This is a genomic window from Intestinimonas butyriciproducens, assembly GCF_016901775.1.
Lineage (GTDB): Bacteria > Bacillota > Clostridia > Oscillospirales > Butyricicoccaceae > Pseudobutyricicoccus.
In genome coordinates this window covers 1-23,263 of sequence record NZ_JACJKW010000009.1, presented here as the reverse complement: position 1 = coordinate 23,263, position 23,263 = coordinate 1, and the positions used below count along the sequence as shown (strand labels likewise).

The window sequence follows — 23,263 nt, the reverse complement described above, 5'->3', positions numbered from 1 at the left end:
TAATAGACATTTAAACTATTTTTCAACATTGTATCACATTTCGGAAATATTGAATATGGACAGAATGTGAGAAAAATTTCCTTTCATTTTATGTAAAAAAGCAAAACAAAAGCCTCGCCGCAGAAATACCGCAGCGAGGCTTTGATTACAATATAGGAAAGATCAACTTGTGCAAAGCAAAAATTGGTTACTTGTTTTTCGTGCGCCGATCCCGCAACATTTTTTCCAGATCCCGAAGGGTGTCATCATCCACATTGCTGTCATCCAACAGAGCACTGAAAATACACCGCATAGCCTGGCCCTGGGACTTTTTATAAGAAGACATGGATTTGATCTGCTGGGCCGCATACTGGGATTCACTGAGAGCCGGTGCATAAGTCCGGCCATAATGGCTGCCCATTTTCTCAAATCCGGCCACTTCCACAGCGCCCTTTTCCAGCATACTGTTGAGCAGAATATGAATGGAGCTGTCCTTCCAGCTCTTTTCCTTGGAATGTTCCAGAATTTCTGTCCGGGACAGGGGATGATCCGCTTCCCACAAAACGGTCATAATTTCCATTTCACTTTTGGTCAATCTCATCATTTTCGTCTCATCCTTTTTCTATCCCTATTTTGTACAGTTCTTTTACTATTTAATATACCTTCTCAAGGCGAAACTGTCAATCATTATTGTTCAATAATATTTTCCATTACCGAGTTTCTCTTTCCTGCAAAAGATTTGGAGAACTTTTTTGAAAAAAGGGATGCAAACACCCCGAAGCTGTGATATAATAATTTGTCAAAATGGCGCGGAGGACATCCTCCGCCCTTTCTGTGATTTTATTCTCTTTTGAGGAGTGACATACTTGCTGAGAAACGATTTGCGCAACATCGCCATTATCGCCCATGTCGACCACGGCAAAACCACCCTGGTGGACGAAATGCTCAAGCAGGGCGGCGCTTTCCGCGAAAACCAGGCTGTGCAGGACCGGGTGATGGACAACAACGCCATCGAACGGGAGCGTGGCATCACCATTCTGGCCAAGAACACCTCTGTCCACTATAAGGATGTGAAGATCAACATCATCGACACCCCCGGCCACGCCGACTTCGGCGGCGAAGTGGAACGGGTGCTGAAAATGGTGGACGGCGTCCTTTTGCTGGTGGACGCCTTTGAGGGCCCCATGCCCCAGACCCGCTTTGTCCTGCAAAAGGCGCTGGAACTGGGCCACAAGATCATCGTTGTGGTCAACAAGGTAGACCGCCCCGATGCCCGTCCCCTGGAAGTGGTGGACGAAGTGCTGGAACTGCTGCTGGATCTGGACGCCACAGAAGAGCAGATCGAATCCCCCGTCATCTTCTGTTCCGGCCGTCAGGGCACCGCCTCCCTGGCTCCCGACGACGCCGGCAGCGATCTGGTGCCTTTGTTTGAAACTATCCTGAGCCACATCGATGCTCCGGAATATGTGGAAGGCCCCACCAAGGTGCTGGTCTCCTCCATCGACTATAACGACTATGTGGGCCGTATCGCCATTGGCCGCATTGAACGGGGCCAGCTGCGCCAGAACCAGGAAGTGGCTGTGGTGGATTATCACAATCCCGATGTATCCTACAAAGCCAAGATCGTATCCATGTACCAGTTTGAAGGCTTGCAGCGGGTGCCTGTGGCCCAGGCCACCGGCGGAGACATTGTGGCCTTCTCCGGCATTGCCGGCATCAACATCGGCAACACCGTGTGCGACCCCGCCGCTGTGGAAGCTGTGCCTTTTGTAAAGATCTCCGAACCCACTGTGGAAATGGTCTTTTCGGTCAACGACAGTCCCTTTGCCGGTCGGGAAGGCAAATTTGTCACCTCCCGCCAGATCCGCGACCGTCTGATGCGGGAACTGCTGCGGGATGTATCCCTGCGTGTGGAAGAGACCGACACAGCCGATGCCTTCCGTGTGCTGGGCCGGGGCGAAATGCACCTGTCCATTCTGGTGGAAAATATGCGCCGGGAAGGATATGAGCTTCAGGTAGGCCCCCCGCGGGTGCTCTACAAGACCATCGACGGGGTCAAGTGCGAGCCCATTGAAGAGCTGGTCATCGACATTCCCGAGGATGCTCTGGGCTCTGTCATGGAAAAAATGGGCTCCCGCAAGGCGGAAATGACCCATATGACCCCCCAGGGCAGCCGGGTACGGCTGGAATTTCTCATCCCCTCCCGGGGTCTCTTCGGCTATCGCAGCGAGTTCCTCACCGACACCCGTGGCGAAGGCATCATGAACACCATTTTCCACGGCTATGAGCCCTACAAGGGAGACATCGCCCGTCGGAATACCGGCTCCCTCATCGCCTTTGAAACCGGCGAAGCGGTGACTTATGGCCTTTACAATGCCCAGGAACGGGGCACTCTGTTCATCACCCCCGGCACCCCGGTCTACGCCGGCATGGTGGTGGGGTATTCCCCCAAATCCCAGGACCTGGATGTGAATGTGTGCAAAAAGAAGCATGTCACCAATATGCGTGCTTCGGGCAGCGACGAAGCTTTGCGTCTGACCCCTCCCACCGTTCTCAGCCTGGACGCCAGCCTGGAATTTCTCAGCGATGACGAGCTTTTGGAAGTCACCCCCAAGAGCCTGCGTATCCGCAAGCGGGAACTGGATCGGGCCCAGCGTCTCCGGGCCGCCAGCAAAAACAAATAAGCGATTTTCAATCAAAACGCCGCAGAAAATCTCTGCGGCGTTTTTCTTTTTTCTATTCTTTCCATTCTTCCCGGATCATGGCGTAAAGGCACACATCCCGGTAGTTTTTTCCTTCCCGATGGTAGCGGCGCAATACCCCTTCTTTCATAAGTCCCGCCTTTTCCATGGCCCGGCAGGCCCGGGCATTGTCTGACAGGACATAGGCTTCTGCCCTCTCCAGTTTGAGCATGGCAAAAGTCAGATGCAAAAGAGCCTGGGTAATCTCTGCGGCATAGCCCTGCCCCCAGTATTCCGGCAGGAGATTGCATCCCAGACGGCAGCGGCCATATTCTTTTTCCACTTGCAGGATTCCCGCTTCCCCGATGTAGGTGCCGTCCTTCAGGCACAGAGCCCGATAGCCCACATCGCTGGAAATCTGGTGGGAGATCAGATCTCCCAGCATCTTGGATGCCTCTCCCTTTTGGGAAATAGCCTTCTCCCGGCTCTGCTCCCACACCTGGGGCTGGGAATGCAGATCAAAATAAGCGTCCAGATCCTCCGGACGATAATCCCGCAGAAGCAGGCGGGTTGTCTGAATTTTCATCGTTGTCCCTCCATCCGCTATAAGGCGGTGTTTTCTTATCATTTGTTGCCTTGGCAAAAGGACCGGGGAAGATCTTCCCCGGTCCTTTTAGTTTACCACTTTTTTATGCTGTATGAATAGCTAAATTGTAAACAGAGAAAAAGAATCAACCGCACTTGGAATAGCCGCACTGACGGCAGATGACACAGCCGCCTTCATGCACCACCGGTGCGCCGCATTCGGGACAGAAGCGCATTCCGGCAATGGAGTGATCCACTTCCTCTTCCCTGGCCCCCTGGTTCAGCTCCCGCTCCATTTCCTGCACGGCCGAGGGCATCTGGCCCCCATTCTGGCTGCGCATCACTTTTTCAATGGCCCGGGCGATGGCATCGGGACAGGAGGTCACCTTCATCCCCGGCTGGCGGATGGTGGAGGGACAGCGGATGCCCTTCAGCTGACCGATGATGGTCTGCACATCGATGCCGCTGCGCAGAGCGATGGACACCAGGCGTGCGGTGGCTTCCGACTGACTGGGGCATCCTCCGTGGCGGCCGGTGTTGGTAAAGACCTCACAAATGCCGTTTTCATCGTAATTTACCGTCACATACAGATTGCCGCAGCCAATTTTCACCTTTTCGGTGATGCCCATGGTCACCGCCGGACGGGGCCGGGGTTCCAGACGGTTCTGCTGCTGTGCCGAGCTGGGTTCGGCCTGAGGCTCCTCATCGCTTTTGGCCTCCTTGCTCACCTTGCCGATGTTGAGCACCTGGGAGCCGCGGCTGCCATCCCGGTAAATGGTGACACCCTTGCAGCCCAGTTCATAGGCCAGCTGATAAACCTTGTCCACATCTTCCCTTGTCGCCGAATGGGGGAAATTCACCGTTTTGGACACAGCGTTGTCGGTGTGCTTCTGGAAAGCGGCCTGCATCCGGATATGCCACTGAGGGGACACATCGTGGGCGCAGACAAACACATCCTTAATGTCCTGAGGAATCTCGTCGATGTGCTGCAAAGAGCCCTGGGCAATGACCTTTTTCATCAGCTCGTCGCTGTAAAGGCCCCGCTCCTCCAGGCGCCGGCGGAGAAGGGGATTGACTTCGATCAGCTCGTCCCCATCCATCACATTGCGGATGAAGGCAAAGGCAAATACCGGCTCCACCCCGCCGGAAACCCCGGCGATGATGGACAGAGTGCCGGTGGGGGCGATGGTGGTGACGGTGGCATTGCGGATGGGAGTTTCGTCTTTGTAGATGCTCTCCCCGAAGAGAGGGAAGGCCCCTCTTTGTTCGGCCAGGCGGCAGCTCTGTTCCTTGGCCCGCCGCTGGATAAAGCCCATGACCTGCTGGCCGATCTCCACGCCCTCCTGGGAGTTATAGGGTACGCCCAGCAGCATAAGTAAATCGGCAAAAGCCATGACTCCCAGTCCCACTTTCCGGGTGAGCTTTGTCACCCGGTCGATCTCCGGGATGGGGTATTTGTTCACATCGATCACATTGTCCAGAAAATGGATGGCGGTGTCCACTGTCTGCCCCAGCTTGTCCCAGTCGATCTCCTTCTTCCCTTCCCCCTTGACCATCTGGGCCAGGTTGATGGAACCCAGGTTGCAGGATTCATAGGGCAGCAGCGGCTGTTCGCCGCAGGGGTTTGTGGACTCGATGCGGCCCTGGGAGGGCACCACATTGTCCCGGTTGAGCCGGTCGATAAAGACAATACCCGGCTCGCCGTTGCGCCAGGCGGCATCCACGATCTTGTCATAAACCTCCCGGGCATTGAGACGGCCCACCTCCTGCTTTGTGCGGGGGTCAATGAGAGGATAATCCTCCCCGGCGTGCACGGCCTGCATAAAGCCTTCGGTAACGGCCACGGAAATATTGAAATTATTGATCTCGCTGTTGTCGCTCTTGCAGGAGATAAAATCCAGAATGTCGGGATGGTCCACCTGGAGGATGCCCATATTGGCCCCCCGGCGGGTACCGCCCTGCTTCACCGCTTCGGTGGCGGTGTTGAACACCTTCATAAAGCTGATGGGACCAGAAGCCACGCCGCCGGTGGAGTTGACCACACTGCCCCGGGGACGCAGACGAGAGAAGGAAAAGCCGGTGCCGCCGCCGGATTTATGGATGAGCGCAGCCTGCTTCACCGCTTCAAAAATTTCCTCCATGCTGTCACCCACCGGCAAAACAAAGCAGGCGGAAAGCTGTCCCAGATCCCGCCCGGCATTCATCAGGGTGGGAGAATTGGGCAAAAAGCGAAGATCGGTCATGGTATCGTAAAATTCCTGGGCCGTTTTCTCCACATCGGCCTGGGGGTCGTAATTCCGGTCGGCCTGGGCGATGGCGCTGGCCACCCGCTGAAACAGCTGGGGCACCGTTTCCAGCGCTTTGCCTTGGGCATCCCGGATCAAATAGCGTTTTTCCAACACCGTTTTGGCGTTTTCCGTGATATTCATGGTTTCCTCCACTCCTCCTGCCGCAGCCCCCAAGGGCCCGGCAATTCCCTCAAATTGTATGTTCTCTTTTTGCAATCCGCTATATATTGTATCTTTCCCTTCCGTCCCTGTCAATCGCAATTCACTGGAAGATGGGATTTTGTCGCAAGATACCCAAAAATCATCGCTCTGTTTTTTCTCTCCTATCCGATCTGCCAATTTCCGTTTTCTGTACTAATTGCCTTCCCACTGCATACAATGGTTTATGGACCCGCTGACGCTTGTGCAGATTTGCGATTTTTTTACATTATCCTTATGGAAAATACACAAATTCCCGCTATGCTGTATTTGCAATAAGGAAGAAAGGAGGAACCTATGAAAAACACCACAAATACCATCAAGGCCATTTCTGTGGGCGATCTGGACGATTTCATCTTCGGTGGGGAATCCCCTTATGTGAGCCAGAAGTAACCCGGGCCTTCCGGCGGTCATCCACTGCTTCGGCAGTTTTATGATAGCGGCAGCTGTGGGCTGCTGCGTTTTTGTTTTTCGGGCGGAAACCATTCCGCCCTCTTTTTTTGTTTGATTTTTGTCCCCAAAAACGGTATGCTGTTACTATCCGATGAAAAGGGGGAAAAACTGTGAGCACTTACAAAGAGCGAATGGAAGCCTATGCCCGTCATGCGGCCCTTCTGGCTTCCCAGGACAACACCCCCACGCTGCGTCAGGCCGCCCGCTGGATCAAAGAAGCAGATAAAATCGTGGTGGGCGGGGCTGCCGGTCTTTCGGCTGCCGGCGGGATGGACTATATGAGCCATGAAACTTTGGAACAGGTATTTCCCCAGCTTTCAAAAAGAGGATATGACCATTTGTGGAAAGCTCTGTGGGACCCGGACCGTACCCAGGAGCAGAAATGGGCCATGCTGGCTGCCGAAGCTCTCTGGGCCCGGTTTGACTACCCGGTGATTCCCGCTTATACCCATCTGCTCCACATCCTGAAAGACAAGGACTATTTTGTCCTCACCAGCAACATTGACGGCCAGTTCATCAAAGGGGGTTTTGATCCCCGGCGTGTCTTTGAACCCCAAGGCTCCATTGCCCTTTTGCAGTGTTCCCGTCCCTGCTGCGATACCCTGTGGGACGGAGAACCTTTTTACCGGCAGATCGCCCGGGATATTGACCCTGTTTCCTTTTCCTGCCCGCCGGAGGACATCCCTCATTGCCCTCACTGCGGCGCTCCCCTGGTACAGAACCTGCGGGGCCCGGACTGCTTTATCCCCCGGGAAACCATGAAGAACAAACAACCCTTCGAGGACTTTATGAAAGAGGCGGAACAGGCCTCCACCCTGTTTCTGGAACTGGGTGTGGGTTTCAACTCCCCTGGCCTGATCCGTCACTATTTCCAGCGCCTCACCTGGCTATGGCCAAACGCCCGGCTGATCCGCTTCAACCGGGACTACCCCTCCACTCCCGAGAAGCTGGGAGATCGGGCTTTGCCGGTGGGCGGCGATCTGAAAGAAAACCTACTGAAACTGGGCCGCTTTTGCCAGGAAGATCCATAAAAAAACACCCCAGAACCGGGGTGTTTTTTGTGTCGAAAAAGTGGCAAAGGCCATTTTTCCGAGTTTTTGCAAGGGGCTGCATGCACGCCTTTGGCGTACACTGGCCCCTTGAGAAGTGTAAAAACCGACGCACAGGTCGCCGGTTTTTACGAATTGATAAACGAAGGACCAACAGTTTTTTACTATATAGGCTTCCAACCATTTCAATCACCCTGGAAATGGGGGTGTTTTTTCTTGACTTTTTGGTTTAATGATGTTAAACTCAAATTGTAGTTTAAATCCATTAAACCAAGGAGGTGATTGTATGGAACGGAAACTGGGCGTGATGGAAGAACGGCTGGCCCAGCTGATCTGGGACCATGCCCCACTGCCCTCCGGCCAACTGGTAACCCTGTGCAGCGATGCTTTTCAATGGAAAAAATCCACCACTTACACCATGCTGCGCCGCTTGTGCCAGCAGGGCCTTTTCGAAAACCGGAACGGGCAGGTGCGTCCCCTAATGAGCCGGGAGGACTTTCTGGCTTTGCAAAGCCAGGATTTTGTGAAAGAGACCTTTGGCGGTTCCCTGCCCCATTTTCTCGCCGCCTTCACTTCCCGCACAAAATTGAGTTCGGAGGAAATCGAAAGCCTGGAACAGATGATCCGACAATGGAAGGAGTGATCGCTGTGATCAAGACCCTCTTTTTAACCCTGAGCCAGGGATGGCTGGAGATTGCTGTGGCCGTAGGCCTTGTGCTTCTGCTGCGGCTTTGTCTCCGCCCCTTCCCCAAGTATCTCACCTGCCTTTTGTGGCTGGGTGTGCTGTTTCGCCTTCTCTGCCCCTTTTCTCTGCCAAAGGCCGCAAGCCCTCTTCCGGCCATCCCCGCACCGGACATCCTTCTGCCGCAGGCCCTCACCGCCTCCCCTCAGGCTGCACCGGCCGCCGGATCTTTCGATTGGCTGGGCCTGCTGTCCCTCCTCTGGCTGATCGGGCTGGCTCTTTTCCTACTGAAAGGACTGCTTTCCCTTCTTTCTTTGAAAAAGAGGCTGCAAGGAGCCCAGAAACTATGTGACAATGTGGTTCTTTCCTCTCCCATCCCCACTCCCTTTGTCTTTGGAATTTTCCGGCCTTTGATCGTTCTTCCTGCCCACACACCGGAAGCCATGCGTCCCTTTGTCATCGCCCACGAAAGAAGCCACATCGCCCGACTGGATCATGTGTTCAAACCCTTATTCTATCTGGCCGCCTGCATTTATTGGTTCCATCCCCTGGTGTGGATTTCCTTTTTCCTCTTTGCCCAGGATATGGAGATGGCCTGCGACGAAAGAACCATCCGCTCGTTTTCTTCGGAAGAAAAAAAGGGCTATTCTTTTTCCCTGCTGGCGCTGTCGGCGCCGGGCCGGACTCCATTTTCTCCCGCATTCGGACAGATCAGCCCCCAAAAGCGTATCCGGCGAGTGCTTTCTTTCCGCAAACCCGCCGCCTGGATCCTGACCCTTCTGACGGCAGGCGTTCTGATTCTGTGCCTGTTTTTTCTCTTCAGCCCCCGGTCTTCCCCCTCTGCCCAGGCCGAAGACGGCCGGTACCTGGCTTTTCTGTCCGGGCCAGACCCTGCCTCTTCCTCTCTCTCCCTGGACAAGGCCCAGTGGATCACCGATACCGACACCCAGGAAATGGAGAAAGCGGGGATCTCCCTGGAAGATATGCCGGGCGGATTTTATCTCCACAATCCGGAAACCCAGTGGGAAAGTGTTTCGGTGAGTCCCCAGGTGACCTGCACTTACCTGGACCCGGAGGGCAATTTTGAAAGCCGGGAATGTGAAGATTTTTCACAATTTGCCCAGTTATTTGAAAGCCAGGATTATTTCCAGGCAAGCCCCTACTGGATCACCGTCCAGCAAGGCGCAGTCACCCAGATTCAGCAGCAATATGTACCCTGATCCAAGCAAAAGAGAGCCCCAGGCCGCAGCCTGGGGCTCTCTTTTCTGTTAAAACCACTGGCGATGGAACATTCCTTCCCTGTCCACCCGCTGGAAGGTGTGGGCGCCGAAATAATCCCGCTGGGCCTGGATAAGGGAAGCTGACCCCACCGGATCCCGCAGGCCGTCATAATAGCTCAAGGCACTGGAAAAGGCAGGCAGGGCGATCCCGCTGAGAGCGCCCCAGGCCACCACCTGACGAAGGGAAAGGACATACTCTCCCATCTTCCTGGAAAAAGCCGGATGCAGCAGCAGATTGGACAGATCCGGCTGCTGCTCATAGGCCTTTCGGATTTCATTCAAAAACCGTGCTCTGATGATGCATCCACCCCGGAACATGGCGGCCACCCGGTCCAGTTTCAGCTTCCAGCCATATTCCTGCCCAGCCCGGCTCATCAGAGCAAAGCCCTGGGCATAGGCACAGACCTTGGCACAATACAAAGCCCGGCGCAGGGCTTCCGCCATATCCTGCTCTTCTTTCATCACAAAAGCAGTCGTTCCATTTTCCAGCACCAGGGATGCCTTCTGCCGCTCCTCCTCCTGAGCGGAAAGGTACCGGGCAAAGACGGCCTGGGCGATGGTGGGCACCGGCTGGCCCAGATCCAGCCCTTCCATGGTAGTCCATTTGCCGGTGCCTTTGTTCCCTGCCCGGCCCCGGATCACATCCACCATGGGCTTGCCTGTCTCTTCGTCCCGCTGGGCGAGGATATGACCGGTGATCTCCACCAGATAGCTTTCCAGCTCTCCCTTATTCCATTCTTCAAACAGCGGCGCCAGCTTTTCCGGCGTCCAGCCTGCCCCCCGGCGCAGCAGATAAACACATTCGGCGATCAGCTGCATATCGGCATATTCAATGCCGTTGTGAACCATTTTCACAAAATGGCCGGCGCCGTCCCCTTCCAGAGGCGTGCAGCAGGGCTCTCCTTCCGCTTGAGCCGCGGCAGGAAGAAGCAAGGGCGCGATCAGCGGCCACACCTGCTGAGAGCATCCCGGCATGATGGCCGCCCCGTGTCTGGCCCCTTCCTCGCCGCCGGAGATCCCGGCTCCCACAAAGACGACCCCTTTCTCCCGGCACCGCTTTGCCCGGTTCTGGGTGTCCTTGAAATAGGAGTTTCCGCCGTCGATGACTACATCCCCTGGCTCCAGCAAAGACAGAAGGCTGTCCAGAATCCCATCCACTGCCTGCCCGGCCTTGACCATCAGAATGATTTTCCGGGGCCGCTCCAAAGCACTGCACAGCTCTTCCAGGGTGTAAAAGGGATGCAGATTTTCTCCACCATACCCCTTCAGGCGTTCATCGGTCACTTGACCGGTGCGGTTATAGATCCCCAGACACACGCCCTTTTCCCCCAGCTGCTGGGCCAGATTCCAGCCCATCACCCCCAGGCCGATGAGCCCGCCCTGACAGGTTTGTTCCCTTTCCATGATCATTCCCCTTTCCCTTGTTCCAAACGGCGATACAGCTCCTGGTAGCGGCCATAGGCCTCCTGCCATACGCCCCTGTTTTCCTTCCGTGGCTCATAGCGGCGCACCGGCTCCATTCCCCGTAGCCGCTGACCGAACTGCACTTTTCCCCGATTTTCCATGGCCAAGTAGGCCGCTCCCAGCAATGTGGACTCGGTCTCCCGAGGCACCTGGATGGGGCAATCAAAGAGGTCGGCCTGCATCTGAAGCCACACTTCCGAGCGGGCATAGCCGCCCCCGGCCACCAGTTCTCCCGGGACAAATCCCCGCTCTCCCAACAGCCGGTAAATGCTGTACAGCCGGAAGAGCACCCCTTCCATGGCGGCCCGGGCCATATGCTCGATGCCGTGGAAGGGACGCAGGCCGTGTATCCCGCCAGTTACGGCACTGTTCCAGTCGGGGGAGCGCTCACCGGTGAGGGCCGGGGACATCACCAGCCCCTCACATCCCACCGGCAATTTTTCGGCCCACCGGTCAAACAGGGCATAGGCCCCCGCCCGATCCCCACCCAGGGGCAGAAGAAACCGGTCCCGCAGCCATTTGAGCACCAGCCCTCCATTGTTGATGGAGCCTCCCACCGCCCACATCTCCGGCCGGAAGGCATAGCACCAAAGGCTCAGCCCCTCATCCTCATAGGGCACAGGGAGCATGGTGCGCAAAGCGCCGCTGGTACCGATGTTGGTGGTCATTCTTTCTTGCGAAAAGACCCCCGCTCCCACATTGGCCAGCACACCATCGGTGGATCCCAGCACAAAGGGGGTATCTGCCGGAATCCCCAGCTTTTCCGCCATCATGGCAGGCAGAGGCGGAAGAGCGCTGGTGCAGGGACGCAGCGCCCCCAAACGGTCTTTTCCCGCCCCCACCAGGGCCAGCATCTCTTCCTCCCATTCTCCCCGGCCCATGTGAAGCAGCCCCATGGAGGATGCGTCGGACAGATCCACCACATTTTCTCCCCACAGCCGGTGCACCAGAAATTCCTTCAGCGTCACCAAATGAGCGGCTTTTTCCCACACCTGGGGCCGGTTGTTCTTCAGCCAAAGCATTTTGGCCGCCGGACTCATGGGGTGAGAAAAGCGGCAACCGGTCTTTTTGTAAAGAGAGGGAGTCTGGGGCAGATTTCCCAGCATCCGGCCTTCCCCCGCTGCCCGGCTGTCGGCCCAGGTGAAAACCGGGGTCAAAGGATTCCAATCCCCGTCCACCGCCAGGAGGGAGTGCATATAAACGCTGAGCCCCACACCCCGGGGCTTTCCCTTTGCCGCGCACTGATTCAAAGCCATGCAAAAAGCCTGCCACACTTCTTCCGTGTCCTGCTGGGCCGCTCCCTGACTGTCGGTAAACAGATTCAGCTCCTGCTGACTCATCCACAGCCGCCGCCCCGCTTGGTCAAAAGCTCCGCAGCGCAGGCTGGAAGTGCCGATGTCCACACCAAAGTAAACTTCCATGGGTTCCTCCCTTCAAACTTTGCTTTTTTTGCTCTCTTTTCTTTTTTCCTTGACAAAAAGAGCCTGCTTGTAAAGTTTTGATTACTTTTTGTTGAATTTCCGACCTCTTTCCCCTTCTTTTTCCATTTTCCACAGATTGGGGATAAATGAGGAAATCATGTGCTGTCAACAAGTTGTCCACAGTATCCACAGAGTTGTCCACAGTTTACACCCTGTTGCCCACAACAGGCTATCCATCGGTGTATAAACAGGATGTTATGAAAGCTTTTTTTAATGAAAGCGCTCTTTGTCCATGGAGCGGAATTGAACGGCCTCGGCAATATGCTCGGCTCCCACCTGTTCGCTCCCGGCCAGATCGGCGATGGTACGGGCCACCTTCAGCACCCGGTCATAAGAGCGGGCCGTCAGCCCCAGGGTCTGGAAAGCCGCCCGCAACAGCTGCTCTCCCTCCCGGTCCGGCCGGCAATACCGGTCCATCAGCCCCGGTGTCAGGCGGCTGTTGCAATGGATGCCCGATCCCCGGTACCTCTCCTGCTGGATGCGCCGGGCCTTGTTGACCCGCTCCCGGATGCCGGCGGAAGGCTCTGCCGGTTTCCGCTGGCGCAGCTCTTCATAGCCCACCGAGGGCACCTCCACATGGATGTCGATCCGGTCCAGCAATGGCCCGGAGATCTTCTGCCGGTAGCGGCGCACCGACTGTTCCGAACAGGTACACCGGCCGGAAGGATGACCGTAATAGCCGCATTTGCAGGGGTTCATGGCACACACCAGCATAAACCGGCTGGGATAGGAACAGGCTCCCGCCACCCGGGAGATGGTGACCACCCCGTCCTCCAAGGGCTGGCGAAGCACCTCCAGGGCATCCCGCCGGAACTCCGGCAGCTCATCCAGAAAGAGCACCCCGTTATGGGCCAGGGAGATCTCCCCGGGCCGGGGATTTTTCCCGCCGCCCGACAGACCGGCGGCCGAGACGGTGTGATGGGGCGCACGGAAAGGACGGCTGACCACCATGGGTTCTCCCGGCTCCATCAGCCCGGCCACCGAAAAGATCTTGGTGGTCTCCAGGGCTTCTTCATAGGAAAGATCGGGGAGGATAGAGGGCAGACGCCGGGCCAGCATGCTCTTGCCGGCCCCTGGCGGACCGATGAGCAGCACATGGTGGGAACCGGCGGCGGCCACCTCCAGCGCCCGCTTGACGCTTTCCTGGCCCATCACCTCGGAAAAATCCGGCCCCTCTTCCCGCCGCCCGGCATAATCATAAGGCGGCAGGGGCTGGAGCTTTGCTTCTCCCCGCAGATGGTCCACCAGCTCTTTTACATGGGACACGGGAATGACCTTCACTCCCGCCGCCACCGAAGCTTCCGCCCCATTCTCCTGGGGCACAAACAGGGTATCCACCCCTTCTTCCCCCAAGGCCAGGGCCATGGGCAGCACACCGGTCACCGTCCGCAACGCCCCATCCAGGCTCAGTTCTCCCAGAAAGGCCTGCCGGGGACTCACCGGCGGGATCTGCCCCGACGCCCGCAGAATCCCCAGCAAAATGGGAAGATCATACACCGGCCCTTCTTTTTTCAGGTCGGCGGGAGCCAGGTTGACGGTGATGCGCCGCAAGGGGAAATCAAAACCGCAATTTTTCACCGCTGAGCGCACCCGGTCCCGTGCTTCCTTCACCGAGGCATCGGGCAAACCCACGATCTCAAAGGCGGGCAGGCCGTTGGCCAGGTCGCATTCGCACAAAACCGGCACTCCCTGGATTCCCCGCAATCCGGCGGCCATGACCTTGGATACCATCTTTTTTCTCTCCTTCCCCGCTTCCTTTCCGAAAGCTTCCAATTTTCTCTGCATCCATGATACAATAGGGCTCCGCCGGTGTCAAACACCCTATTTTTTCGGTTTTTCCCCCATGCTTCCCCTTTCTCCCACCAGCTTTTCGGTTTTTCGTCAGGGGGCCAAAATTTTTTCACTATTTCCGGTGTTCTGTTCACTTCAGTGAATTTTTTATTTTTTTACCCGCCTTTTGTGGACACTTGGGAAAGAATCTGCTAAAATAGATACGGTTATTTAGGTAGCTTTCATATATTTTTGAAGGAGGAGATCCCCATGGCTAGAAAAATGAAATCCATGGACGGTAACACCGCTGCGGCTCATGTGTCCTATGCGTTCACAGATGTCGCTGCGATTTACCCCATCACTCCCTCGTCCGTAATGGCTGACTTGGCCGACCAGTGGTCTGCCAATGGTCAGAAGAACATTTTCGGACAGGAAGTCCGCGTCGTTGAGATGCAGTCCGAGGCTGGCGCTGCCGGCGCTGTCCACGGCTCTCTGGCGGCTGGTGCGCTGACCACCACCTACACCGCCTCCCAGGGCCTTTTGCTGATGATCCCCAACATGTACAAGATTGCCGGCGAGCTGCTGCCGGGCGTCATCCATTGCTCCGCCCGTGCTCTGGCTTCCCACGCTCTGTCCATCTTCGGCGACCATCAGGACGTTATGGCTTGCCGTCAGACCGGCTTTGCCATGCTGGCCAGCACCAATCCTCAGGAAGTCATGGACCTGGGCGCTGTTGCCCATCTGTCCGCCATCAAGGGCCGCGTTCCCTTCCTGCATTTCTTCGACGGTTTCCGCACCTCTCACGAGATCCAGAAGGTGGCTCAGTGGGATTACGAAGACCTGAAGGAAATGGTGGATATGGACGCTGTGCAGGCTTTCCGTGCCCGCGCCCTCAATCCTGAGCATCCCGTTCTGCGGGGCACCGCTCAGAACCCCGACATCTTCTTCCAGGCCCGCGAAGCCTGCAACCCCTACTATGAAGCCATCCCCGGCATCGTAGAGGAATACATGAACAAGGTCAACGAGAAGATCGGCACCAACTATCAGCTGTTCAACTACTATGGCGCTGCCGATGCCGAGCATGTCATTGTGGCTATGGGCTCTGTGTGCGACACCATCGAAGAAGTCATCGACTACAAGATGGCTCACGGCGAGAAGGTCGGCCTGCTGAAGGTTCGTCTGTATCGCCCCTTCGTGGCCGAGAAGTTCGCCGCTGCTCTGCCTGAGAGCGTCAAGACCATCTCCGTTCTGGACCGCACCAAGGAGCCTGGCTCTCTGGGCGAGCCTCTGTATCTGGATGTGGTGGCTGCTCTGCAGCAGACCGGCCGGAACATCGATGTGATCGGCGGCCGTTACGGCCTGGGCAGCAAGGACACTCCCAGCAGCAACATCTTCGCTGTCTATGAAAACATGAACAGCCAGGATATGAAGCGCAAGTTCACCATCGGCATCACCGATGATGTGACCAACCTGTCCCTGAAGGATCCTGAGAACGCTCCTGACACCACCCCCGAAGGCACCATCTCCTGCAAGTTCTGGGGCCTGGGCGGCGACGGTACTGTGGGCGCCAACAAGAACTCCATCAAGATCATCGGTGACCACACCGATATGTATGCTCAGGCATACTTTGACTACGACTCCAAGAAGACAGGCGGTCTGACCGTTTCCCACCTGCGCTTCGGCAAGTCTCCCATCCGCTCTCCCTATCTGGTCAGCCGTGCGGATTTCGTCGCCTGCCACAACCCCTCTTATGTGGACAAGTACGACATCGTTCAGGATGTCAAGCCCGGCGGCACTTTCCTGCTCAACTGCCAGTGGAAGCCTGAAGAGCTGGACGCTCATCTGCCCGCTTCCATGAAGAGCTACATCGCCAACAACAACATCAAGTTCTACATCGTGGACGCCATCGACAAGGCCCGTGAGATCGGCATGGGCAAGCGTACCAACACCATCCTCCAGTCCGCCTTCTTCAAGCTGGCCAACATCATCCCCATCGATGACGCTGTTCAGTACATGAAGGAAGCTGCCAAGAAGACCTACGGCCGCAAGGGCGAGGACATCGTTCAGATGAACTACAAGGCCATCGACACCGGTGTGGATTCCATCACCGAGATCAATGTGCCCGAGTCCTGGAAGACCGCTGTGGACGCTCCCGTGGAAAAGACCTACGAGGGCAAGGCCGAGCTGGTGGACTTTGTGAAGGATGTTCTGGTTCCCATCTCCGAGCAGAAGGGCAACCAGCTGCCTGTTTCCACCTTTGAGAAGGCCGCCGACGGCACCTTCCCCATGGGCGTTTCCGCCTATGAGAAGCGCGGTGTTGCAGTGGATGTTCCCGAGTGGATCCCCGAAAACTGCATCCAGTGCACCCAGTGCTCCTTCGTCTGCCCCCATGCCACCATCCGTCCCTATGCTGTGAGCGAGGAAGAAATGAAGAATGCTCCCGCTTCCATGAAGGGCAAGAAGATGATCGGCAAGGGCTGCGAGAATTACACCTTTGTTATGCAGGTCGATCCTCTGGACTGCATGGGCTGCGGCCTCTGCGCCAACATCTGCCCGGCTCCCAACAAGGCCCTGGTGATGAAGCCCCTGGCCAGCCAGATGGATCAGCAGGAAGCCTTCGATTACGCTGTCAAGCACATCAGCGAGAAGGATACCGGCCTGTCTGTGGAAACTGTCAAGGGCAGCCAGTTCAAGCAGCCTCTGCTTGAGTTCTCCGGCGCCTGCGCCGGCTGCGTTGAGACCGCCTATGCCCGCCTGATCACTCAGCTGTTCGGCGACCGCATGAGCATTGCCAACGCCACTGGTTGTTCCTCCATCTGGGGCGGCAGCGCACCTGCTGTTCCCTACACCGTCAACAAGCAGGGCCGCGGTCCTTCCTGGGCTAACTCCCTCTTTGAAGACAACGCCGAGTTCGGCCTGGGCATTGCCATTGCCACCCGTCAGCTGCGGGAGCGCCTGGCTGCCAAGGTGGAAAAGGTGATGGAGAAGGCCGAAGGCTCCCTGAAGGAAGCCTGCCAGACCTATCTGGACACCCAGACCAGCAGCGCTGCTTCCCGCAAGGCCACCGATGCCCTGATCCCCGAACTGGAGAAGGCTGCTGAGGCTGGCTGCGAGCTGTCCAAGGAGATCCTGAAGGACAAGGACTTCCTGGCCAAGAGAAGCGTGTGGATCTTCGGCGGCGACGGCTGGGCCTATGACATCGGCTACGGCGGCGTGGACCATGTGCTGGCTTCCGGCGAAGATGTGAACATCATGGTCTTCGACACCGAAGTGTACTCCAACACCGGCGGCCAGGCTTCCAAGGCCTCTCAGATCGGCCAGGTTGCTCAGTTTGCCGCTTCCGGCAAGGCCATCAAGAAGAAGGATCTGGCTGCCATCTCCATGAGCTACGGCTACATCTATGTGGCTCAGATCGGTATGGGCGCCAACTACCAGCAGACCGTTCGTGCTCTGGTTGAGGCCGAAAGCTATCACGGTCCCTCCCTGGTCATCGGCTATGCTCCCTGCGAGATGCACGGCATCAAGGGCGGCATGGGCAACAGCCAGCTGGAGATCAAGGCCGCTGTGGAAGCCGGCTACTGGCATCTGTTCCGCTATGATCCCAGACTGAAGAACGAGGGCAAGAACCCCTTCCAGCTGGACAGCAAGGAGCCCAAGAGCAACTACGAAGACTTCATCAAGAGAGAAGTCCGTTACACCGCTCTGGCCCGTTCCTTCCCCGAGAAGGCTGAGGCTATGTACTCCCTGGCTGCGGAAGAAGCCAAGAAGAAGTACAACCGCCTGACCAAGCGCGCCACCGAGAACTGGGACTAATCTCCCCTTTCTCCGGCCGTAACAGGTAAATAAAATGAGGCGGGCACCTTCGGGTGCCCGCCTTTTTATATGGCAAAGCCCCAGGTAAGCACCTGGGGCTTTGTTTTATTGCGCCACCGAAAAATCCACGGGATCAGTTTCAAACAGAGTATCATAGCTGTCCGGTGAATATCCCCGGAAGGCCAGCTGAATGTTTTCCACCGCCTGGATTCCGTTTGCTTCCATATCACTTTCCATCACAGTGATATGGGACACAGCCCGGCAGGCGGCATTCACCTGGCAATGAAAATACGGCGTGACCATAAAGCCATTGACAGACATATCATCACAGGAAATCACCACATCCTCTTCCCCGGTGTTTTCCACAAACAGCACCACACCGGCGCCCCAGAAAGTATCTTCCTCCACATAGCTGCCCACGATGCGCACACCATTTTGGTGATACAGCTCTTTTCCCTGGTCCATGGCCGGCTGCTTCTCACTTCCCGCTGCCGAAGTGGGAAGTGTTACCTCAACCGGCCCCCACAGGTCCTCATAGGAGTCGGGATCATAGGCCGTAAACCGGGCGGTGATATCCATGATCGTCTCGATCCCTGCTGCTTCCAGATCGCCATCGGAAAAATACATGGTCTCATTAGCCTTTTTTCCCGCAGACACATCGGCGGAAAACAAGGATGTGCTCATCATATAGCCATTGACCGCCAGGGTATCGCACCGGAGAGCATAATTTTGCTGAGAATTGTTTTCCACAAGCAGCTTGAGACCAATGCCCCAAATGGGATCTTCCGCCAGTTCCACTGCTGTGACCATCAACCCATCCTGATCCAGAACCACCTGCTTTTCCACCGTGGGAAGACCCTGCTCTTCCTTTTCTTCCGGCTGTTCTTCCTCTTTCCCTGCCTGTTCCTGCTGCTGACCGCCGGCTTCATCTTCCTGGATGGGCTTGCGGGAGGGAGTTTCCCCGGTGCAGGCGGACAAAGTCCAGATCATGCCAAGGGCCAAAAGAAGAGCGATCCATCTTTTCTTCATTCTGTTTTCCCCTTTTCCTCTTTTCCCACCGGCTGCTGGGGGTTCTTTTTCCACCGGATCACCGAGATCAGGAAGATCACGGCAAAAATCAGGCACAATCCACCCCAAATCACCAGATCTTCGAAGATCCCCTGAGCCGTTATGCCCAGAAGTCCGGCCAGGGCATACAGTATGGTGCAGAAAATCCCACCGCCCCGGCTGTTGCGGGCCGCAATGGCCACGATACCGCCAATGAGCATCAGAATGGCCACAAGCAGGCCGGAAAAGCCGCTGGTGCCTCCTTCATCCATCATGGCGTCCCCCAATCCGGCGGCGCAGGACTGGAACAGCACCAAAAAAGTGAGAACGATGCTGATGATGCCGATGATCAGCTTTGCTGTTTTCATTTGTTTTTCCTCTCTTTCCCTTACAGTTTCCCATTTTGCGTGGGAGCATCGTCTGAGACGACCTCCTCTTTCAGCTGGACATACCGGGCCAGCTTGATGCCTTTGTTCACCTCGGACAGATACCCCATGCCGATGCCCGACTCTTTGACGATCTCCCGCAGAGGCCAGGAACATTCCCGCAGGGCTTCGGCATACTGGATGCCGAACAAATGCACCTGACAGGCCGCTTCGTTCCGGCTGGCTCCCTGATACTTTTCCCACAGGATACCGGCCAGGGTCTTGCCATCCATTTTTCTTCCTCCTTTCCTTTGCTTTGTGCTTTTTGCTCTTTGCAATGTGCATCATAACAAAAAAAGCCAGGACTGTTTCCCCCAAACAGGGGGAAATCAGTCCCGGCACCGGGAAAGAGGTGGTTCGCCATGCTGGATCAGAAGATCGTCCACCTGATCCACCCATGATATACCTCGATTGAAAGCAATGATCAATATGGCATCCCGCTTTTTGCGGGGATACAGGGCTGCCAGGCCGTAAAGCTCCAAGCCCCGCTGAGCCTGGGAAAGTTTCAGCTCCATGGCAAAAAACAGCCGCAGCAGCTTGTCCCGGTCGGTGGTGTGCTTTTCTCCCGACAGCAGTTTATATCCGTATTTCTGAGGGATGTCGGCCCGCTGGAAAATCTCCTGCCGGGTCATTCCTCTGCTCTCCAGGATCTCATCCACCCAACCGGCAAAGGTGGGCACCTTTCCCTGAAGATACCGGCGATGGTATTCGCCAATGTCCTCCGGGTGGGCCGATCGCAGCACTTCCAGCAAAGAAGAGGTGCTGTCCTTTCTTGGCTCTTTCATCCGTTCCTCCCTTATGGTATCATAGCTTTGTCCCTTTATATTACCAAGGACTGGAGGATGGGTCAAGAGATGGATCTGGAAAGCCAGCTGCAGCTGTCTTATTACCGGGAGATCGCCCTGCTCAATGAGAATCACCGGGTATGGCTGGTACAGCACACCGAAACACAAAAAATATATGTAAAAAAAGCCCTGGAGGTTTACGATCTGCAAGTGTATCGCTATCTTCAGCAGAATCCCCAGCCAGGTATTCCCCGCATTTTCCAGCTGGTCCAGGGAGACGGACCGCTGTTTGTCATCGAAGAATATATTTCCGGCCGCTCTCTCAAAGAAATTCTGGAGGAAAAAGGGGCTCTCCCTGGGGATGAGGCCATCTCTATCCTGTGCCAGCTGTGCGCCATCCTGCGCCCTTTGCACGCCCTTTCTCCCCCCATTGTTCATCGGGACATCAAACCCAGCAACCTGATCCTCACCTCTCAGAACCAGCTTTTTCTGGTGGATTTCAATGCAGCCAAGGCGGTCTCTCCCGGAAAGGGACAGGACACGGTGCTCATCGGCACGGCGGGCTATGCCGCCCCGGAACAATACGGCTTTTCGCCCTCCCAGCCTACGGCGGATATCTATGCCCTGGGGGTGCTGCTCCACGAAATGCTCACCGGGCAGCTGCCCTCCCCTCCCACTTACCAAGGCCCATTGGCCCAGGTGATGCAGAAATGCCTGGCCATGGAGCCTTCCCGGCGCTTCCAATCGGTAACAGAACTGACCCGGGCCCTGCGCCGCCGGTGGCCCCACCCCCTGGAAGGACGGAGCGGCTGGCGAAGCTGGCTTCCTCCTGGCCTGCGCAGCGGCCGGGTCTGGCGGGTCAGTCTGGGCGTTTTATGGTATTTGCTGCTTTTGTCCATGTGCTCTTCCATCCAGTTGGAAGAGGGAACAAAGGCCACACTGCGGGTCTTTCAGGTGGGCGTTTTCCTGATTTTTCTGGTTGAAACCCTCTGGCTGGGCAATTACCGGAACATCTGGAGCAAAGTCCCCTTCTGCGACCGGCGCCGTCCCTGGATCTGCCTTTTGGCTGTCAGCTTCTGGGCCTTCCTCCTGCTGGTGGGGATGCTGCTTCTCATCGGCCTGATCCTGCCCCGGTAGTCCGGATAAAAAAAGACGCCGGAGCAAACCGGCGTCTTTTCGTTTTTTATTTTACTGCGGCAATGATGGAGATCTCCACCAGGATGCAGTCAGCAGCCATTTTGGCCTCCACACAGCAGCGGGCCGGCTCATGGCCATCGTTGACCCAAGCGTCCCACACCTGATTCATGCTGTCAAACAGGGACATATCCTTCAGATAGATGGTGGCGCTGAGGATATGATCTTTATCCGAACCATATTTGCCCAGCAGATCCTCGATCTTGCCCAGCACCGCTTTGGTCTGGCCCTGCACATCGGCTTCCTCCCGGCTGGTCTGGCCGCAGAGATAGATGGTGTCCCCATGGACGACGGCCCGGCTCATCCGGCCAGTGCCCTCATAGCGCTTGATTTCCATATTGTTTTTCTCCTTCCATTGCATTGGATGTTTTTATTGTACCCTTCTCTGCCTTTCTTGGCAACGAAATTTTCTCTCTTTCCAAATCCTTCGTCAAAATTGACATTGTATCTATGGCGTTTTTATGCTAAAATACTATAAACTGTGTGTAAATGCAAGCGTGTGATATCTTAGGAGTGATACAATGCAGAAAGTGACGAACAAGCTGGAAGAATTTTTCTGGCTGTTCCTCTTCATCAACCCTTTCCTGGACATCGGCAACGGCCTTTTTATCATGGTGATGGAAGGTCTGTACGACCGGACCTGGGAACAGATCAATCTGGCCTTTACTCCCAGCCTGCTCATCCGCATGACGGTGCTGGTGCTTTTGGGACTTTATCTCCTGCTCAGCTGGGATAAACGGGCCCTTTTGACCATCGTGCCCATTGGCGTAGTGTGGGCGCTTTCGGTGGCCGGGCAGATCTTCTGGCCAATGGACCAATTCAGCCCCTTTACCGATTTGCAGTACATTGCCCGCTTTGGCTACAATCTGGTGGTGCTCTTTGTCTACTGGCGGGTCTTTCAGCACAAAAAACTCAGCCGGGAGCGGCTGCTGCACCAGATCAACCGTGTGATCACCTTTTCCCTGGCGGTGCTGTCCACCTCCATTTTGGTGGCCTATGCCGCCGGCATGGGCTACACCACCTATGCCGACCGGTTCGGCCTGCGGGGCACCCGGGGGTTCTTCTATTCGGGCAATGACATCACTGCCGTGCTGATGGTCCTTTTGCCGGTGTGCATCTGCACTTTTCTGCTGCTGGACCGGAAAAAATGCGGCATTGTCCGGTATATTTACCAGGTCTATACCCCGGCGGCCACCATCGCCACCCTGTGCCTCATCGGCACCAAAACCGCTTTTGCCGCTGTGGGCGTGGCCTGCGGAGGCCTGTTGGGCTATTCCCTGTATCTGCTCATTGCCAAAAAGCAAAAGACACCCCTGATCCGTTTGGTGATCATGGCGCTGGCCTGTTTGATCCTGCTGGGCATTCTGGCCCTTTTCTCCGGCAATCTCTTTGCCGACATCAGCAGCTCTCTGAACAACACCGGCAACATCGCCCGTCGGGAAGGCGTCACCACCGCTTTGCTCAGCGGCCGGCAGAACAAGCTGGGAGAGGCTTTCCAGGACTTCCGGGAAGGCGGGGTCTACAAATGGCTCTTCGGCATCACCCGCGGCAGCCAGAAGGCCATCATCGAAATGGATGTCTTTGAAGTGCTCTTCTATTACGGCCTGGTGGGTGCGGTCTTTATGCTGTGGCCCTATCTGAAGCTGGGATTCGGCTTTGTGCTGAAATTCATCAAGGAGCGCACCATGGTGGCCTTTGCAGTGTTTTGCAGTCTGGGCCTGTGCGCCGTCTATCTGGTCATGGCCGGACACATCCTTTTCAGCGTCACTTCCGGTTTCTATTTTTCCTTTATGCTTCTTTACGGCAAACTGCTTTATGCCGACAATTTCAAAAAAGAAGAGATCTGAAAACAACATAAAAAAGCCCTGGAGAAGAAGTGAACAGGTCCAGTAAAAACGGACAGTGACAAAAGACCCCCTGATGTAGGAAAATAGACTACATCAGGGGGTCTTATTATGAAGAAACGAAATTATACACACATTCAAGCGCTGCTGCCCGAGATCAAGGCCATGCTGGCAGAAGGAAAGACACAGCGGGAAGTGGCGGAATACTACGGCTTTCGGGATAAGCAGGTGGTAAAAAGACTACT

18 protein-coding genes are annotated in these 23,263 nt (G+C 56.0%); 7 read left to right on the top strand and 11 right to left on the bottom strand.

The genetic code is table 11. The features are described 5' to 3' along the window. Positions 1–187: 187 nt before the first annotated feature. Positions 188–583, bottom strand: coding sequence for a BlaI/MecI/CopY family transcriptional regulator (locus H6A25_RS06125; protein ID WP_204751102.1), 396 nt, complete (start codon positions 581–583; stop codon positions 188–190). A 262-nt stretch (positions 584–845) separates the two neighbouring features. On the opposite strand from H6A25_RS06125, the gene typA reads away from it, so the two are divergent. After that, entirely contained in the window at positions 846–2,663 is a 1,818-nt protein-coding gene (typA, locus tag H6A25_RS06120; RefSeq protein ID WP_204751101.1) for a translational GTPase TypA, read from the top strand. A 52-nt stretch (positions 2,664–2,715) separates the two neighbouring features. Here the strand turns inward: typA and H6A25_RS06115 are convergent, their stop codons facing one another. Next, positions 2,716–3,246: a GNAT family N-acetyltransferase gene (locus H6A25_RS06115; RefSeq protein ID WP_204751100.1), complete on the bottom strand. Its 531-nt coding sequence runs from the start codon at positions 3,244–3,246 to the stop codon at positions 2,716–2,718. Positions 3,247–3,391: 145 nt separating this feature from the next. Continuing rightward, positions 3,392–5,674: a vitamin B12-dependent ribonucleotide reductase gene (locus tag H6A25_RS06110; RefSeq protein ID WP_204751099.1), complete on the bottom strand. Its 2,283-nt coding sequence runs from the start codon at positions 5,672–5,674 to the stop codon at positions 3,392–3,394. Positions 5,675–6,294: 620 nt separating this feature from the next. On the opposite strand from H6A25_RS06110, the gene H6A25_RS06105 reads away from it, so the two are divergent. The 3 genes from H6A25_RS06105 (at position 6,295) to H6A25_RS06095 (ending at position 9,135) form a co-directional block, all read left to right on the top strand. Beyond that, a complete protein-coding gene (locus H6A25_RS06105; RefSeq protein WP_204751098.1) occupies positions 6,295–7,215 on the top strand; it encodes a hypothetical protein in 921 nt (306 codons plus the stop codon). 304 nt (positions 7,216–7,519) lie between these two features. Beyond that, the gene (locus H6A25_RS06100) at positions 7,520–7,876 is read left to right on the top strand and encodes a BlaI/MecI/CopY family transcriptional regulator (RefSeq protein WP_204751097.1); all 357 of its coding nucleotides are present in this window, start codon (positions 7,520–7,522) and stop codon (positions 7,874–7,876) included. After that, positions 7,864–9,135, top strand: a complete 1,272-nt coding sequence (locus tag H6A25_RS06095; protein ID WP_204751096.1) for a M56 family metallopeptidase — start codon at positions 7,864–7,866, stop codon at positions 9,133–9,135. Before H6A25_RS06100 ends, H6A25_RS06095 begins: the two co-directional genes overlap by 13 nt. A 48-nt stretch (positions 9,136–9,183) precedes the next feature. On the opposite strand, the gene gndA is transcribed toward H6A25_RS06095, so the two are convergent. The 3 genes from gndA to H6A25_RS06080 form a co-directional block, all read right to left on the bottom strand. Next, positions 9,184–10,599, bottom strand: a complete 1,416-nt coding sequence (gene gndA, locus H6A25_RS06090; RefSeq protein ID WP_204751095.1) for an NADP-dependent phosphogluconate dehydrogenase — start codon at positions 10,597–10,599, stop codon at positions 9,184–9,186. 2 nt (positions 10,600–10,601) lie between these two features. After that, on the bottom strand, positions 10,602–12,080 hold the full coding sequence (locus H6A25_RS06085; RefSeq protein ID WP_204751094.1) for a gluconokinase: 1,479 nt from the start codon (positions 12,078–12,080) through the stop codon (positions 10,602–10,604). 270 nt (positions 12,081–12,350) lie between these two features. Further along, complete coding sequence (locus H6A25_RS06080) at positions 12,351–13,871, bottom strand: YifB family Mg chelatase-like AAA ATPase (protein ID WP_204751093.1); 1,521 nt, start codon at positions 13,869–13,871, stop codon at positions 12,351–12,353. Positions 13,872–14,180: 309 nt separating this feature from the next. Here H6A25_RS06080 and nifJ point away from each other — a divergent pair, with 309 nt between their 5' ends. Next, on the top strand, positions 14,181–17,723 hold the full coding sequence (gene nifJ, locus H6A25_RS06075) for a pyruvate:ferredoxin (flavodoxin) oxidoreductase (protein ID WP_204751092.1): 3,543 nt from the start codon (positions 14,181–14,183) through the stop codon (positions 17,721–17,723). Between the two features lie 105 nt (positions 17,724–17,828). Here the strand turns inward: nifJ and H6A25_RS06070 are convergent, their stop codons facing one another. The 4 genes from H6A25_RS06070 to H6A25_RS06055 all read right to left on the bottom strand — a co-directional run bounded on the left by H6A25_RS06070 (position 17,829) and on the right by H6A25_RS06055 (position 19,980). Further along, positions 17,829–18,752 (bottom strand): hypothetical protein, encoded by a 924-nt coding sequence (locus H6A25_RS06070; RefSeq protein WP_204751091.1) that lies wholly within the window; start codon positions 18,750–18,752, stop codon positions 17,829–17,831. After that, positions 18,749–19,138 (bottom strand): hypothetical protein, encoded by a 390-nt coding sequence (locus tag H6A25_RS06065; protein WP_204751090.1) that lies wholly within the window; start codon positions 19,136–19,138, stop codon positions 18,749–18,751. Before H6A25_RS06065 ends, H6A25_RS06070 begins: the two co-directional genes overlap by 4 nt. 20 nt (positions 19,139–19,158) lie before the next feature. Next, positions 19,159–19,428 carry an HTH-like domain-containing protein gene (locus H6A25_RS06060; protein WP_204751089.1) on the bottom strand — a complete coding sequence of 90 codons (270 nt, stop codon included), beginning with the start codon at positions 19,426–19,428 and terminating at the stop codon, positions 19,159–19,161. 96 nt (positions 19,429–19,524) lie between these two features. Then, positions 19,525–19,980, bottom strand: coding sequence for a hypothetical protein (locus tag H6A25_RS06055; RefSeq protein WP_204751088.1), 456 nt, complete (start codon positions 19,978–19,980; stop codon positions 19,525–19,527). Positions 19,981–20,049: 69 nt separating this feature from the next. Between H6A25_RS06055 and H6A25_RS06050 the strand changes: the two genes are divergently transcribed. Beyond that, complete coding sequence (locus H6A25_RS06050; protein ID WP_204751087.1) at positions 20,050–21,117, top strand: serine/threonine protein kinase; 1,068 nt, start codon at positions 20,050–20,052, stop codon at positions 21,115–21,117. Between the two features lie 46 nt (positions 21,118–21,163). On the opposite strand, the gene H6A25_RS06045 is transcribed toward H6A25_RS06050, so the two are convergent. Further along, on the bottom strand, positions 21,164–21,511 hold the full coding sequence (locus H6A25_RS06045; RefSeq protein WP_118426237.1) for a RidA family protein: 348 nt from the start codon (positions 21,509–21,511) through the stop codon (positions 21,164–21,166). A gap of 184 nt (positions 21,512–21,695) precedes the next feature. On the opposite strand from H6A25_RS06045, the gene H6A25_RS06040 reads away from it, so the two are divergent. Next, positions 21,696–23,021, top strand: a complete 1,326-nt coding sequence (locus H6A25_RS06040) for an O-antigen ligase family protein (RefSeq protein WP_204751086.1) — start codon at positions 21,696–21,698, stop codon at positions 23,019–23,021. The last annotated feature ends 242 nt before the right edge of the window (positions 23,022–23,263 follow it).

Excerpts from the sequence above, each read along its gene's own strand:
- H6A25_RS06065 (WP_204751090.1), bottom strand. The coding sequence starts at position 19,138 with ATGAAAACAGCAAAGCTGATCATCGGCATCATCAGCATCGTTCTCACT.
- H6A25_RS06040 (WP_204751086.1), top strand. The coding sequence starts at position 21,696 with ATGCAGAAAGTGACGAACAAGCTGGAAGAATTTTTCTGGCTGTTCCTC.
- H6A25_RS06050 (WP_204751087.1), top strand. The coding sequence starts at position 20,050 with ATGGATCTGGAAAGCCAGCTGCAGCTGTCTTATTACCGGGAGATCGCC.
- nifJ (WP_204751092.1), top strand. The coding sequence starts at position 14,181 with ATGGCTAGAAAAATGAAATCCATGGACGGTAACACCGCTGCGGCTCAT.
- H6A25_RS06125 (WP_204751102.1), bottom strand. The coding sequence starts at position 583 with ATGATGAGATTGACCAAAAGTGAAATGGAAATTATGACCGTTTTGTGG.
- H6A25_RS06080 (WP_204751093.1), bottom strand. The coding sequence starts at position 13,871 with ATGGTATCCAAGGTCATGGCCGCCGGATTGCGGGGAATCCAGGGAGTG.
- H6A25_RS06100 (WP_204751097.1), top strand. The coding sequence starts at position 7,520 with ATGGAACGGAAACTGGGCGTGATGGAAGAACGGCTGGCCCAGCTGATC.
- H6A25_RS06060 (WP_204751089.1), bottom strand. The coding sequence starts at position 19,428 with ATGGATGGCAAGACCCTGGCCGGTATCCTGTGGGAAAAGTATCAGGGA.
- H6A25_RS06085 (WP_204751094.1), bottom strand. The coding sequence starts at position 12,080 with ATGGAAGTTTACTTTGGTGTGGACATCGGCACTTCCAGCCTGCGCTGC.
- H6A25_RS06055 (WP_204751088.1), bottom strand. The coding sequence starts at position 19,980 with ATGAAAGAGCCAAGAAAGGACAGCACCTCTTCTTTGCTGGAAGTGCTG.
- H6A25_RS06045 (WP_118426237.1), bottom strand. The coding sequence starts at position 21,511 with ATGGAAATCAAGCGCTATGAGGGCACTGGCCGGATGAGCCGGGCCGTC.
- H6A25_RS06115 (WP_204751100.1), bottom strand. The coding sequence starts at position 3,246 with ATGAAAATTCAGACAACCCGCCTGCTTCTGCGGGATTATCGTCCGGAG.
- H6A25_RS06070 (WP_204751091.1), bottom strand. The coding sequence starts at position 18,752 with ATGAAGAAAAGATGGATCGCTCTTCTTTTGGCCCTTGGCATGATCTGG.
- H6A25_RS06095 (WP_204751096.1), top strand. The coding sequence starts at position 7,864 with ATGGAAGGAGTGATCGCTGTGATCAAGACCCTCTTTTTAACCCTGAGC.
- H6A25_RS06110 (WP_204751099.1), bottom strand. The coding sequence starts at position 5,674 with ATGAATATCACGGAAAACGCCAAAACGGTGTTGGAAAAACGCTATTTG.
- gndA (WP_204751095.1), bottom strand. The coding sequence starts at position 10,599 with ATGGAAAGGGAACAAACCTGTCAGGGCGGGCTCATCGGCCTGGGGGTG.